General features: G+C 69.1%; 15 protein-coding genes. 6 read left to right on the forward strand and 9 right to left on the reverse strand.

Annotation, left to right across the window (positions count from 1 at the left end; translation table 11 throughout):
• Window positions 1–34: 34 nt before the first annotated feature.
• The 3 genes from AC1DW0_RS03985 to AC1DW0_RS03995 all read right to left on the reverse strand — a co-directional run bounded on the left by AC1DW0_RS03985 (window position 35) and on the right by AC1DW0_RS03995 (window position 3,455).
• A complete protein-coding gene (locus AC1DW0_RS03985) occupies window positions 35–1,705 on the reverse strand; it encodes a long-chain-fatty-acid--CoA ligase (protein WP_477944991.1) in 1,671 nt (556 codons plus the stop codon).
• Entirely contained in the window at window positions 1,702–2,577 is an 876-nt protein-coding gene (locus tag AC1DW0_RS03990; protein ID WP_457388499.1) for a DMT family transporter, read from the reverse strand. Before AC1DW0_RS03990 ends, AC1DW0_RS03985 begins: the two co-directional genes overlap by 4 nt.
• Window positions 2,578–2,726: 149 nt before the next feature.
• Window positions 2,727–3,455, reverse strand: coding sequence for a TetR/AcrR family transcriptional regulator (locus tag AC1DW0_RS03995; protein ID WP_477944992.1), 729 nt, complete (start codon window positions 3,453–3,455; stop codon window positions 2,727–2,729).
• A 109-nt stretch (window positions 3,456–3,564) separates the two neighbouring features.
• Between AC1DW0_RS03995 and AC1DW0_RS04000 the strand changes: the two genes are divergently transcribed.
• Window positions 3,565–4,017: a nuclear transport factor 2 family protein gene (locus tag AC1DW0_RS04000; protein ID WP_457321050.1), complete on the forward strand. Its 453-nt coding sequence runs from the start codon at window positions 3,565–3,567 to the stop codon at window positions 4,015–4,017.
• Here the strand turns inward: AC1DW0_RS04000 and AC1DW0_RS04005 are convergent.
• The 4 genes from AC1DW0_RS04005 to AC1DW0_RS04020 all read right to left on the reverse strand — a co-directional run bounded on the left by AC1DW0_RS04005 (window position 3,981) and on the right by AC1DW0_RS04020 (window position 6,616).
• Complete coding sequence (locus AC1DW0_RS04005; protein ID WP_457321048.1) at window positions 3,981–4,217, reverse strand: cysteine-rich CWC family protein; 237 nt, start codon at window positions 4,215–4,217, stop codon at window positions 3,981–3,983. The two genes, AC1DW0_RS04000 and AC1DW0_RS04005, sit on opposite strands and share 37 nt — an antisense overlap.
• Complete coding sequence (locus AC1DW0_RS04010; protein WP_457321046.1) at window positions 4,214–4,345, reverse strand: hypothetical protein; 132 nt, start codon at window positions 4,343–4,345, stop codon at window positions 4,214–4,216. The genes AC1DW0_RS04005 and AC1DW0_RS04010 overlap by 4 nt, the downstream gene beginning before the upstream one ends.
• Before the next feature lie 167 nt (window positions 4,346–4,512).
• The gene (locus AC1DW0_RS04015) at window positions 4,513–5,202 is read right to left on the reverse strand and encodes a hypothetical protein (RefSeq protein ID WP_457351927.1); all 690 of its coding nucleotides are present in this window, start codon (window positions 5,200–5,202) and stop codon (window positions 4,513–4,515) included.
• Window positions 5,203–5,290: 88 nt separating this feature from the next.
• Window positions 5,291–6,616: a DUF4397 domain-containing protein gene (locus AC1DW0_RS04020; RefSeq protein ID WP_056190891.1), complete on the reverse strand. Its 1,326-nt coding sequence runs from the start codon at window positions 6,614–6,616 to the stop codon at window positions 5,291–5,293.
• Window positions 6,617–6,831: 215 nt separating this feature from the next.
• On the opposite strand from AC1DW0_RS04020, the gene AC1DW0_RS04025 reads away from it, so the two are divergent.
• Entirely contained in the window at window positions 6,832–8,883 is a 2,052-nt protein-coding gene (locus AC1DW0_RS04025; protein ID WP_477944993.1) for an oxidoreductase, read from the forward strand.
• On the opposite strand, the gene AC1DW0_RS04030 is transcribed toward AC1DW0_RS04025, so the two are convergent.
• Complete coding sequence (locus tag AC1DW0_RS04030; protein ID WP_457351923.1) at window positions 8,880–9,086, reverse strand: hypothetical protein; 207 nt, start codon at window positions 9,084–9,086, stop codon at window positions 8,880–8,882. The two genes, AC1DW0_RS04025 and AC1DW0_RS04030, sit on opposite strands and share 4 nt — an antisense overlap.
• A gap of 261 nt (window positions 9,087–9,347) precedes the next feature.
• Here AC1DW0_RS04030 and AC1DW0_RS04035 point away from each other — a divergent pair, with 261 nt between their 5' ends.
• Window positions 9,348–9,737 (forward strand): cupin domain-containing protein, encoded by a 390-nt coding sequence (locus AC1DW0_RS04035; protein WP_477944994.1) that lies wholly within the window; start codon window positions 9,348–9,350, stop codon window positions 9,735–9,737.
• Here the strand turns inward: AC1DW0_RS04035 and AC1DW0_RS04040 are convergent.
• Window positions 9,734–10,402, reverse strand: a complete 669-nt coding sequence (locus AC1DW0_RS04040; protein ID WP_457351920.1) for a DNA alkylation repair protein — start codon at window positions 10,400–10,402, stop codon at window positions 9,734–9,736. The genes AC1DW0_RS04035 and AC1DW0_RS04040 overlap by 4 nt on opposite strands.
• Window positions 10,403–10,450: 48 nt before the next feature.
• Here AC1DW0_RS04040 and AC1DW0_RS04045 point away from each other — a divergent pair, with 48 nt between their 5' ends.
• The 3 genes from AC1DW0_RS04045 (at window position 10,451) to AC1DW0_RS04055 (ending at window position 12,973) form a co-directional block, all read left to right on the forward strand.
• Window positions 10,451–10,888, forward strand: coding sequence for a MerR family transcriptional regulator (locus AC1DW0_RS04045; protein WP_477944995.1), 438 nt, complete (start codon window positions 10,451–10,453; stop codon window positions 10,886–10,888).
• Window positions 10,885–11,298 carry a nuclear transport factor 2 family protein gene (locus AC1DW0_RS04050; protein WP_477944996.1) on the forward strand — a complete coding sequence of 138 codons (414 nt, stop codon included), beginning with the start codon at window positions 10,885–10,887 and terminating at the stop codon, window positions 11,296–11,298. Before AC1DW0_RS04045 ends, AC1DW0_RS04050 begins: the two co-directional genes overlap by 4 nt.
• A 109-nt stretch (window positions 11,299–11,407) precedes the next feature.
• Complete coding sequence (locus AC1DW0_RS04055; protein ID WP_477944997.1) at window positions 11,408–12,973, forward strand: thioredoxin family protein; 1,566 nt, start codon at window positions 11,408–11,410, stop codon at window positions 12,971–12,973.
• Window position 12,974: the final 1 nt, after the last annotated feature.

Genomic DNA, 12,974 nt, shown 5'->3' on the forward strand with positions numbered 1-12,974 from the left:
TAAAAGCCCGGCACAGGGCTGACGCGCAAGCCGATCAGCCCCCACGCGTCTTCTCGCGCTCCTGCAACGCCCGCCACATGACCTTGCCGGCGCCGCTCTTGGGCAGGCTGTCCATGAACTCGATCAGGGCCGGCACCTTGTAGGCGGCCATGTTGGCGCGGCACCAGTCGCGCAGCTCGTCGGCTGTCAGTGACTCATGGCCGGCGCGCTTGACGACCACCGCCTTGACGGTCTCGCCGCGATAGGCGTCGGGCGCCGAGATGATGCAGGCCTCGGCAATGCCCGGGTGGGCATGCATCAGGTTCTCGACCTCGCTCGGCCAGACCTTGAAGCCGCTCGCATTGATCATGCGCTTGAGGCGGTCGGTCATGAAGAAATAGCCATCGACGTCGGCATAGCCGATGTCGCCAGTGCGAAAGAAGCGCTTGCCCTCGAACTCGATGAAGGCAGCCGCGGTCGCGTCGGGGCGGCGCCAGTAGCCGTCGAAGACCATGGGGCCGTGGACGATGATTTCGCCGGCCTCACCGGGCGGCAGCTCCTTGAGCGTGTCGGGGTCGACGACGCGCGCGTCGCAGCTGATGTAGGGCACGCCCAGGCATTGCTGCTTGGGTGAGTCGTAGGGGTTGGTGTGGCTGGGCGCGGCCGTCTCGGTCAGGCCATAGCCTTCCATGTAGCGCAGGCCCCAGCGCTGCCACAGCCGCTCGGCAATGGCCTGCGGCATGGAAGCGCCGCCGCCGCCGATGGTGACCATGCTGCTCAGGTCGAAGCTGTCCACCTGCGGGCTGGCCAGCAGGTCGATGACCATGGTGGGGATGTTGGTCCAGCGCGTGACGTGGTGCTCCTTGATGAGACGGGCGGCGTACTCGCGCTGCCAGCGCGGCATCAGCACCAGACAGGCGCCGGCCGCCAGCGTGCCGTGCATGATGACGACCATGCCGGTGATGTGAAACATGGGCACGACACCGAGCACCACGTCCTCGTGGCTGACATTGGCCCACAGGCCGCCGGCAAAGATGTTGTGCTGCAGGCTGCGGTGCTTGTGCATGCAGCCCTTGGGATGGCCCGTCGTGCCGCTGGTGTAGGGCAGCAGGGCGAGGTCGTCGGCGCCCACCTCCAGGGCCGGCGGCGCGGCCGTGCAGGCCAGCGCGTCGGCCCAGGCGGTGGTGCCGGCGGGCAGGGCGATGTCGGTGTTGAGCCAGTCGGCCCAACCCGTGGGCAGGCCAGCGCCATCGGAATGCCCGCCAGGCAGCACCTCCGCCAGTCGAGTGACGAGCAGATCCTGGGCCGGCATGCCGGCCGACAGCCACTCGGCGCTCAGGTCGGCGCTGGTGATGGCGAGCACGGCGCCGCTGTCCTCGATCAGATGCTTGATCTCCGCCGCCTTGTTCATCGGGTTGACGGGCACGACGACGGCGTTCGCGCTCAGCACGGCGTAGTGCGCGATGACGAGCTGCGGGCAGTTCTGCAGGCCCACCAGCACGCGGTCGCCCTTCTTCACGCCCCGCTCGGCCAGCCAGGCGGCCAGGCGCGCCACCTGCGCGGCCAGTTCGGCGTAGGTGGTCGTCTGGCCCAGGAAGACCAGCGCCGGCCGATGCGGGAAGCGGCGCGCACTGACCGCCAGGTTGTCGGGCAGGGCCGTGGCCGGCGGCTCGATGGCATGCGCCACGCGGACGGGCCAGAACTTGTGATGTGCTCGGGGGGTCATGCGGGCGTCTCCGTTTTCCTCTGCGCGACGACGAGATAGACGCCGAGCAGCGTCACACCCATGCCGGCGATGGCTTGTGCGCCGAGTGTCTCGCCGAACAGCAACCACGCCATCACCGAGGTGACAGAGGGCACCAGATACATGGTGCTTGACACCGCCGTCACGCGGCCATGGCGCAGCATGTAGAACATCAGGCTGATGCCGCCGGCCGTCAACACGAGGATGCTCCAGGCCATGGCGACCAGTACCTGGGCGTTCCATTCAATGCGCATCGGCTCCAGCCACCAGGCCAGGGGCCAGGTGACGGCCAGGGCCGCCACGAACTGCACGACCTGGCCGGTGCGCAGGTCGAACTGCGGCACGAAGCGCTTTTGGTACAGCGTGCCGCCGGTGATGGCGAGCAGGGCCATCAGGCACAGCAGCAGCGGCGGGCCGTAGCTCGTGCCCAGGTTGAGCTTGTGCCAGATGACGAGGACGACGCCCGCCAGCCCCAGGGCCACGCCCGCCCATTGCCGCGGTGCCACACGCTCGCCGATCAGCGGCGCAGCCGCCGCCACCAGCACCGGCTGCAGGTTGACGATCAGCGCTGCCGTGCCAGCCGGCAGGCCCTGGCGGATGGAGACCCAGACGCCGCCGAGGTAAAGCGCCTGGATGCCCAGGCCGGCTATGGCCAGGTGGGCCATGTCGCGGCGCGACGGCCACGGCGCCCGCGCGGCAAAAGCCAGGCCCAGCATCAGCGCGACCACGCCGGCATAGCGCCAGCTCAGGAAGGTCAGCGGGTCGGCATACGGCGCCGCCAGCTTGGCGACGATGTAGCCGGTGGCCCAGATGAAGATGAAGAGGGGTGGGGCGAGGCGGTCGAGGGCGGTCATGGGAGACCGATCATGCCTCGCTCATCGAACGACGGCGTGTTCGGGCCGAGCGCTGGGCCGCTCCCGAGCCGGCCCGCTTGGTGATGTGCTCGCGGCTCAATGCCGCGAGCATCACCGTCCCCGCGGGGGACCGACCAGGTCGCGCGCGTTCAGCGCAGCGAGGCTGGTCGAGGGGCTAACACCATTGCACACATCAGTCTCACCAGTTCCACCGGCTCCGGGAGCGGGCCGGGCAAAGGCAAGCCTGCGAAGGCCCCGTCCAGGCTCAGATGTGACAGGCCATGGGCCAGGCTCCATCCCGTCAGCGCGATCAGCGGGCCAGCCGACGCGTCGAAGCGGGTGGCTGCGTCCAGCAGCACGCGGAACGACGCCTCCGCCGCGCGATCCAGGCCCGGGTGCTGCTGGCGCGACGCGAGCACGGGGCCGAACATGAGGCGAAAGCGCGCCGGCCGGCGCCGGGCGAAGTCGACATAGGCGGTGGCGATGGCCAAAAGCTGCTCGCGCGCGTCGGCCGGGTGGGCGTCGACGCCCGCCTGCATGGCCGCACCCAGCTGCTCGAAGCTGCGCGCCGCCAGTGTGGCCAGCAGCTCGGGCAGGCCGGCAAAGTGGTGATAGGGCGCCGCATGCGAGACGCCGGCGCCACGGGCCACGTCGCGCAGGCTCAGCGCCGCTGCGCCGCGCTGGGCCAGCAGGGCCTCAGCCGCGTCCAGCAGCGCCTCGCGCAGCTCACCGTGGTGATAGGCACCAGCCGCTTTCGCACGCGGGCGCGGCGGGCGGTCGGCGGCGAGCTGGCCCGCGACCTTCGCGGCCCGCGGCGCACGCACTGGCTTGGTTTCGTCTTTGCCGGAGGGCGGTCGGGTCGGCGCAGCCTTGGTCATGCACCGCATCTTGCCACCAGCAAGATCAAGGTGGATACTGGCTTAATCTTTACACCGTCAAGATCATGCGATGTGCGCGCAGCTTGACGGCTCAAGAAGGAGAGCGGCCATGTACCACGCCATCGTCAAACGCAAGCTGCTGGCGGCCTTTGCGGCGCTGAACGCGGGGCGCTATGAGGGCATTCCGGGCCAGTTCGCGGCGCAGCATTGCCACAGCATGGTTGGCAACCACGCGCTGGGTGGCGAGCGCCGTGACCTGGCCGCGACGACGCGCTGGTATTCACGCCTGCAGCGCCTGCTGCCGGGTTTGCGCTTCGAGGTGGACGGCGTCTGGGTCAGCGGCTGGCCCTGGCGCACGCGGGCCGTCGTGGCCTGGCGCGACCGTTTCCAGCTGCCCGGCGGCCGCGAGGGCCGCAACCGCGGCATGCATGAATTCGAGCTGCGCTGGGGGCGCGTCAGCGCGTTGACGGTGCATTGCGACACGGCCCGGCTGGCGGGCTATCTGGCCGAGGTGGCCGCTGCCGGTCAGCCCGAGGCCTTGGCCGAGCCGATCACGGGGTGACGGCGCCCGTCGGCCTCGATCAGCTCGCGCAGGCAGGTCAGGCACAGGCAGCCGCTGTATTGCTCAATGAGCTGGGTGCGCAATCTCTCGGTCAGCCGGATGCCGAAGCAGGCGCAGTGGCCGGCCGGGCCCGATGCCGCGCCGCACTCGAAGCCGCCGCCGCAGCGCGGGCAGTTCGTGTCGAGCAGGGTGCCGCTCATGAACACCATTCCTTGAGCGCCATCCGCGCGGCGAGCGCCCCGCAATCGGCCATGTGCACCTCGGGCCGCGCTGCAAAGCGGGCCTCGCTGCTGTCGTCGGTCGGGACGGTGTTCTTGGCAGTCGCCATCGGGTCATCTGGCCGTTGGGGATGAAGCGGATTGTGAGCCGTAGAGGGCCGCGCCGGGCGGGCTTTCCTGGCGAGCGCCCAACCGGCCATCCCGCAGGACGGCCAGCCCCTCCGTCAATCCGCGCATCATGGGCGCCTCCCTCCCTTGGCGGGATGATGGGCAGGCCTCAGGCCAGGTGGGACTGGGGGTCTTCCGGTGGCGCCAGCGGCGTCGCGCGCGCCAGCGCCATCCAGGTCGCGAAGTCGGGCTTGCAAGCGCGCTTGGGCGCCGGCCGCGCGAGCTCGAGGTGGCTGCCATGGCCGATCAGCACGCCGTAGTCGGGCGGGATCTCCTCGGGCACCGCGATGCCCGCCTTGATGACGAACCAGCACTGGCCGCACAGGGCCCGGTAGGCCGCGGACTTGGCCGGGCGGCGCAGCTCGCCGAGCAGGTCGGCGCGGCTGACCTTGATCTCGTGGATGGCGGGTTCCAGGTAGTCCTCCACCGTGCTGTGGCGGATGGAATAGACGTCGGGCATGGCGTTGACCCAGAGCGTCTTGCCCTCTTCGCCGGGCAGCCCGGCGCGCAGCGTGAGGCCGCGCCAGGCGATGCGGCCGGCACGCTGCATCTCGAGGGCAACGCGCTCGACCAGGGTCTCGTGGGCGTCGCGGGCGGTGCGGTTTCGGGTCAGTGAATCGGCGATCAGCGCGACGCCTGTGTCGGTCACACGCAGGCGCTCGCGGCCGCCTGGCTCCTGCAGGCGCTCGACCCAGCCCGCGGCCAGCAGCTCGACTTCGACGAGGTCCTGGCTGGGCCAGCCCGCGCTGCGCCAGAGCAGGCGCAGGCGCTGCAGGTGAAGGCGGGTCGGCGCGGACATGGCGCCATCTTCGCGCGGGCCGGAAAGCGCCAAAAAGTAAAAAGCCCCCGGGGCCGGTGGCCGCGGGGGCTTTATGCACGGGGAGAGCTTACGGGCGCTCGCGCTTGGGCAGGGCGCTCATGAAGGGCACCGGCGAGGTCGCCGTGCCGGGCGTCGTCGTGGTGGGCACCGCGAAGAAGGTCCACACGCTGTTGGCGGGGAAGGCCAGCGCAGCGTTGGTGTAGATCGACGAGGACGTCGTCGGCACCGTCACGTCCACCTGCGAAGCCGTCGTCGACGAGATGCTGTTGGGCACCGAGGCCGTGCCGGGCAGCACGTTGGACGCGATGGCGCTGAAGTCGACGTTCACCGACACGCCCGAGGTCTGGGCGGCGAGGGCGTTGACCAAGCGGATCTTCACGTTGCCGTTGACGGTGGGCAGGCGGTTGTCGTCGTCCAGCACCGACATCTTGGGCGCGGCGGCGTCACCCCAGACCAGCAAGGTGTAGTCCTTGCCGGCGGCCAGGGTCGGGGCGGTGAAGCTGACCGGGGCGCCGTTGACCTGGGTGGACAGCGTGCTGGCGCCCGAGGCGGTCGTCACGTAGTCGCTGATCAGCGGGCTGATGGCGCTGCTGAACATCTGCTGGCCGTTGAGGGACGAGCCCACCGTGCCACCCGCGGTGAGGGCGGCGACAGTGCGCACGCGGCTCTGGGTGTTGGCGAAGTTCTTGACGGCGCCCTTCTGGACCACCGTGATGCCATTGACGAGCACGCCGCCATCGGAGGCCGTCAGGATCAGCGTGTTGACGCTGGCCGAGTCGAGCGTGACGGCCGGGATGTCCAGGCGCAGGTCGGTGCGCTTGTTGTAGCCGGTCACGCGCACGCGGAAGGTGCCCGAGTTGAGCGTGATGTAACCGCTGCCGGCGCCGCCCTGCAGGTTGGTCGTCAGCGCGGTGGCGGAGTTGATGTCGTCGGTGGCAGTCGTCACGTAGACGTCCATCGCGCCGGCATCGGGGGCCAGGTTCAGCACCAGCAGCTTGGCGCTGCTGGCGGCGGGCGCCGTCTCAGCCTCTTGCAGCAGCGTCGTGCGGATGGCGCCGGCGAAGCCGTAGGTGATGAAGGTGTAGTTGGTGCCCGAAGTCAGCGTGGGCGTCAGGGCCGACACACTGGTACCCACGGGGTCGGCCAGCACCTTGGTCGCGGTGTTGGCGGTGTCGACCTTGGCGTACTCGCCCACGCTCGCATAAGCCACACCGGTATTGATCTTGACATCGTTGACCGACAACGACAGTGCGCTGTAGGAACGCGTGGCGTTGAGCAGGCGGACCTGCGTATCGCTGCTGCCGCCGCCACCGCCGCCGCAGGCGGTCAGGAAAGCAGTGGCCGACAGGCTCAGCGTCAGGACCAGCCGGGTGGCCCAGGGGGTGAATCGCATCGAGAACTCTCCGAAAAAACCAAACCGCCGGGCACTCATCGACAAGAGTGCGGCCAAGAACGCGGATCGCGATTAGAACTCAAGCCGAGGATGTCACGATTTCCACCATCTAGCGGTGGGTGAAGAACTGTTGCTGAGGGGAGGGTCTGCCCCAATGCTGAGGTGAGGAGAGCACTCCAATTCTTGGGGGGTGTCGCTGGTTAGCATCCGCCGCCATGAACTATCCCCATCTCCTCGCGCCCCTGGACCTCGGCTTCACGACGCTGAAGAACCGCGTGCTGATGGGCAGCATGCACACCGGGCTGGAGGATGGGCGCAAGCATTTCGAGCGCATGGCGGTGTTCTTCGCCGAACGGGCCCGTGGCGAGGTGGGCCTGATCGTCACCGGCGGCTTCGCGCCCAATATCGAAGGCTGGGCCAAGCCCTTCGCGGGCACGCTGGCCACCTCGGGCGCGGCGCGGCGCCACAAGATCATCACCGACGCCGTGCATGCCGAGGGCGGCAAGATCGCGCTGCAGATCCTGCACACCGGCCGCTATGGTTATTCGCCGCTGTGCGTGGCGCCGTCGCGTATCCAGAGCCCGATCAGCCCGTTCACGCCACGTGAGCTCAGCTCGCGTGGCATCGAGCGCCAGATCCGTGCCTTCATCCGCTGCGCGAAGCTGGCCCGCGAGGCCGGCTACGACGGCGTGGAGGTGATGGGCTCCGAGGGTTACTTCATCAACCAGTTCCTGGTGGAACACACCAACCAGCGCACCGACGACTGGGGCGGCAGCTACGAGAACCGCATGCGGCTGCCGCTGGAGATCCTGGCGCGCATGCGCGAGGCCGTCGGGCCGGACTTCATCATCATCTACCGCCTGTCCATGCTGGACCTGGTGCCGGGCGGCAGCAGCTGGGAGGAGGTGGTGGAGTTGGGTCGGCGCGTCGCCAAGGGCGGCGCCACTCTCATCAACACCGGCATCGGCTGGCACGAGGCGCGCATCCCGACCATCGCCACCAGCGTGCCGCGCGCGGGCTTTGCCTGGGTGACGGCAAAGCTTCGCGCCAAGCTGCGCGAGGAAGGCATCGCGACGCCGCTGATCACCAGCAACCGCATCAACACGCCCGAGGTGGCCGAAGGCGTGCTGGCCGATGGCAGCGCCGACATGGTGTCGATGGCCCGGCCCTTCCTGGCCGATGCCGAGTTCGTCAAGAAGGCGCGCCAGGGCAGGGCGGACGAGATCAACACCTGCATTGCCTGCAACCAGGCCTGCCTGGACCACACCTTCGCGCAGAAGATCTCGACCTGCCTCGTCAACCCACGGGCGGCCTACGAGCAGGAGATCGTGATCAAGCCGGTGAATGGCGCGAAGAAGCGCATTGCTGTCGTCGGCGCCGGCCCCGCAGGCCTGGCCGCGGCGACGACGTTGGCCGAGCGCGGCCATGCGGTGACGCTGTTCGACGCGGCGGCAGAGATCGGTGGCCAGTTCAACATGGCCAAGCGCATTCCGGGCAAGGAGGAGTTCAGCGAGACGCTGCGCTATTTCCGCCGCCGCATCGAGATCACCGGCGTCGAACTGAAGCTGAACTGTCGGGCCTCGGCCGAAGACCTGAAGGGCTTTGAAGAGGTGCTGCTGGCCACCGGCGTGAGCGCGCGCAACCCGCGCATCAAGGGCCAGGACGAAGGCCAGGCGCGCGGCCAGGTGCTGAGCTATATCGATGTGCTGAGGCACGGCAAGCCGGTGGGCGGGCGCGTGGCCATCGTTGGCGCGGGCGGCATCGGCTTCGACGTGGCCGAATACCTGCTGGAAGCCGGCCATTCGCTGACGCTGGACCCGGCGGCCTGGCGCCGCCACTGGGGCGTGGGCGATCCGGAACAGGTGCGTGCCGGTCTGCTGCGGCCGGCTCCCGAGGCGCCCACCCGCCAGATCACGCTGCTGCAGCGCAAGGCCGGCAAGCCCGGCGCGGGCCTGGGCAAGACGACCGGCTGGATCCACCGCGCGGCGCTGAAGATGAAGAACGTCGACATGCTGGCCAGCGTCAACTACGAGCAGATCACGCCCGAGGGCCTGTGGGTCAGCTATGGCGAGAAGCGGGCTGATGCCCAGCTGATCGAGGCGGACACCATCGTGCTGTGCGCCGGCCAGGAGCCGCTGCGCGAACTCGAGGCGCCCTTGAAGGCCGCTGGCGTCAACGTCCACCTGATCGGCGGCGCGCTGGAGGCGGGCGAGCTGGACGCCAAACGGGCCATCCTGCAGGGCACCCAGCTGGCCTGCACGCTTTAGTTCTGGGAGAGTTGCCAGAGCTGGTACAGCGTGTCGTTGTCCTGCTCGCAGACTTCCAGGCCGGTGGCCAGGTCGAAGCTGGAGTCATACCAGCCGCAGATTTCCGGCTTGCCGCCTGCCACCCCGGTGCGTGACCGGGCGGGCATGGCCACGGGCAGCTTGGAGTTGGACCAGGGCGACTGCGACGAGCTGAAGAATTGCATGGTGAGGGCTCCGTGATCTGAAGGCTCGGCGTGGTGTTCAACGCCATGCCGTCAGCATCGGCGCCCAGCCCTTTTGCGGACATCACCCGGAGGGTGGAGCGAGGGGGGAGACCACCCCGGCACATCCCCCGGCTCTCCCACCAAAGAGGGAGCAAAACTGGGGTCAGAGTCGATTTATGACCCAGTCGTTGTCCCCTCACGGTCACGGCCAGCGCCGTCGGGCTACGCTGGCGCCCCCCTCTCTTCGCCGATGCCCGCGCCATGTCCAACGCCCCCGCCTCCGCTCACGCCGCTGTCAGCCCTGTCGACGTCGCCGCCAGCCTGACCGAGTTCTGGTCGCCACGCGTCGTCGGCGCCTTCGATGACAACTACGTCAAGGTCGCCAAGGTGCAGGGGACTTTCGGCTGGCACCGCCACCCCGACGAGGACGAGCTCTTCCACATCCTGCGCGGCCGGCTGCGCATCGAGCTGCGCGATGGTGCCGTTACGCTGGAAGCCGGGCAGATGTTCGTCGTGCCGCGCGGCGTGGAGCACTGTCCCGTCGCCGAGGAGGAGTGTTTGTTGATGCTGGTGGAGCGCAAGACGACGCTGCACAGCGGCGACTCGCCGAACGAGAAGACGCGCTCCATCGAGGAGCAGCTGGGCAGCTAGCCAGCGCCCCGGCTGAGCTCGCGGCGTGCGTCGGTGCCTATCCAGCGCGCCGATTTCTCGTCACGCTGGCACAGCCGCTCCGCCACAGTGAGCGCAGGCTCACGTAGCGCCTTGCTGCGTTTTCCGATCTGCCGCAGCGCCCAGTTGACGGCCTTCTTGACGAAGTTGCGTTCGTCATCAGCCGCGGCTTCGATGAGCGGCAAACGGGCGATGAAGTCGGCATCCGGCCGCTGCTTCTGATGCACCGCGGCCACCGCCAGCAGCGTGAAGCCGGCGCGTTTCTCGAACTCGGGCTCGCGCGCCGCCCAGCGCGGGATCGCATCCCAGGCCAGCGGACTCTTGACGAAGGCATTGGTGCAGGCCTGGTCGCAGACATCCCAGGCGCGCATGTCGGCGACCCAATGGTCCATCTGCTTCAGAGTGAACTTCGCCGGCTCGGCCACCATGCCGGCCAGGATCTGGGCATCGGGGATGCCGGTGTCCCACAACGCCAGGGCCAGCCCGTGGTCGCGCTTGAACTCGCGGGCCAGCGCGCGCAGCGTCGGCACGGCCAGGCCCAGGCGCCCCTCGCCGGTCAGGCCGAAGCGCGCCATGCCTTCGAGCTGATCCGGGCGGGCCGCGGAACGCAGGCGTTGGAGGGCGAGGTCGAGTGGCGGTGTGCTCATGACGATGGCGCTTGACTTAGAGCGCACTCTAGGTCGTCCAATGGCCACATGACAGCCCTGGCCGACCCTCCCCTGCTGCTGATTGGCGCCCTGGCGGCGCGCTGCGGCAAATCTGTCCACGCGATCCGCTGGTACGAGGCCCAGGGCCTGGTGCCCGGCGTGGCGCGGGACGCAGGCGGCTGGCGGCGCTACCGCGAGCAGCACGTCGCCTGGCTCGAATTGATGGAGAGGCTGCGCACCACCGGCATGTCCATCGCCGAGATGCGCCGCTACACCGAGTTGGTCACCCAGGGCCGCAAGAGCCTGGCGGCGCGCCGCGACATGCTCGCCGCCCACCGCGCCGACGTGCTGGCGACGATCTCGCGCTGGCAGGAGGCCCTGACCGCGCTGGACCAGAAGCTGGATTTCTACGACGACTGGATCGCCACCGGCCAACGCCCGGCGCGTGATCCCCTCAAGCCCCTCAACCCCGGAATCAAGCCATGACCGACATCGACACGCCCACCGCCAACAAGGCCCTGCTGCAATCCATCTACGCCGCCCTGGCCGATGGCGACGGCGCCCCCTTCGTTGCCGCCATGGACGAGGACTTCAGCTGGACCATCGCCGGCGTCTCTCCCTGGTCGCGCCGCTGGGCCGGCCGCGACGTGGTGCGCGGGCAGCTGTTGCAGCCACTGTTCCAGCGCTTTGCGACGCGCTACCGCAGCCGCGCCCAGCGCTTCATCGCCGATGGCGACCATGTCGTCGTGCAATGCCAGGGCGAGGTGCAGACCCACGCGGGCGAGGCCTACAACAACCACTATTGCATGGTGTTCCGCCTGCAGGCCGGCCGGCTCAAGGAGGTGACCGAGTACATGGACACCGACCTCGCCTGCCGCGTGCTCGGGTCGCCCTGAGCGGCGCTGGCCATGACTGATGCGGCCAGCTCATAAGCCCATTCGGCGAACGCGCATGGCCTGTCGCAAAGCCTAGGACAATTGCGCCACCCCTTTCTCGTCGCCTGCCATGAAGCTGCTACCCCTCTTCTCGACGCTTGCGCTGGCCCTGACCCTGAGCTGCGCCCCTGCCCACGCCGCCACCGGCCCGGGCGTGTCCTGGCAAGCCGCCGCGGCCGATGCCGACATCGACCGCTACTTCGTCCAGGCCAAGGCCGAGAAGAAGCCGGTGCTGCTGTACTGGGGCGCCAAGTGGTGCCCGCCGTGCAACCAGCTCAAGGCGACGCTGTTCAACCGCGCCGACTTCATCGAGCAGAGCAAGGCTTTCGTCGCCGTGGGCATCGACGGCGATGCGCCCGGTGCGCAAAAGCTCGGCACGCGCTTCAAGGTGCGCGGCTACCCGACGCTGATCCTGTTCAACCCGGCCGGCAGCGAGATCACCCGCCTGCCGGGCGAGGCCGACGCGGCCCAGGTCATGAAGGTGCTGCAGCTGGGCCTGTCCAGCGGCCGCCCGGTCAAGGCGGTGCTGGTCGATGCCCTCAATTCAAAATCCACGGGCAAGAAGCTGTCGGCCAATGAATGGCGGCTGCTGGGCTTCTATGGCTGGGAGACCGACGAGCAACAGCTGCTGCCGGTGGCGCAGCGCCCGGCGACGCTGTCCCAACTGGCCAGGGCCAGCGAAGGCGCCGATGCCGAGACGACGACGCGGCTGTGGCTGAAGTCCATCGGCGCGATGGCCGAGGGCAAGCCGGCCGACCCCACACAGCTGCCACGCCTGCGCGCCGTGCTGGCGGACGCGGCCCAATCCCGTGCCCACATGGACGTGCTGACCAACGAGGCGCCCGACCTGGTCAAGGCGCTCGCCCCGCAACCCGGCGAGGCGCGCAACGCCCTCGTCGCCGAGTTCGACGCGGCGCTGAAACGCCTCAACGAAGACGCCACGCTGTCCCGCGCCGACCGCCTGAACGCGCTGCAGGGCCGCATCGACCTGGCCCGCCTGGACTCGCCCAAGGACGACCCGAACCCGAAGAACATCCCCGCCGCGCTGCTGGCCGAGGCGCGCGAACAGGCCAGCCGAGCCAATCGCGAGATCACCGATGGCTACGAGCGCCAGGCCGTCGTCACCGAGGCCGCCCACCTGCTCGGCCGCGCCGGCCTGTGGAAGGAGAGTGACGAACTGCTGAAGTCAGCCCTGGCGCGCAGCCACTCGCCCTACTACCTGATGAGCCAGCTCGGCGGCAACGCGAAGAAACAGGGCCGCAAAGCCGACGCGCTGCGTTGGTACGAGGAAGCCTTCAACAAGAGCGAGGGCCCGGCCACGCGCCTGCAATGGGGCACGACCTACCTCGGCGCGCTGGTCGAGCTGTCGCCCGAGGACACGCCGCGCATCGAGAAGGCGGCGGCCCAGCTCTTCAGCGAGGCAGACAAGGACCCCGGCGCCTTCTACGAACGCAGCGAGCGTTCATTGAAAAAGGTGGCGACCCTGCTGGGCGCGTGGAATCAGAGCCCGGCGCAAGCCGCCGCCGTGGGCCGGCTCAAGGCCCAGCTCGACGGCGTCTGCGGCAAGCTGGATGCCGCCGATGCCAAGGCCAGGTCGGCCTGCCAGGGGCTGATGAAGCCAACCAGCAAGGCCTGAC

It is taken from the genome of Roseateles sp. P4_D2, assembly GCF_056401875.1.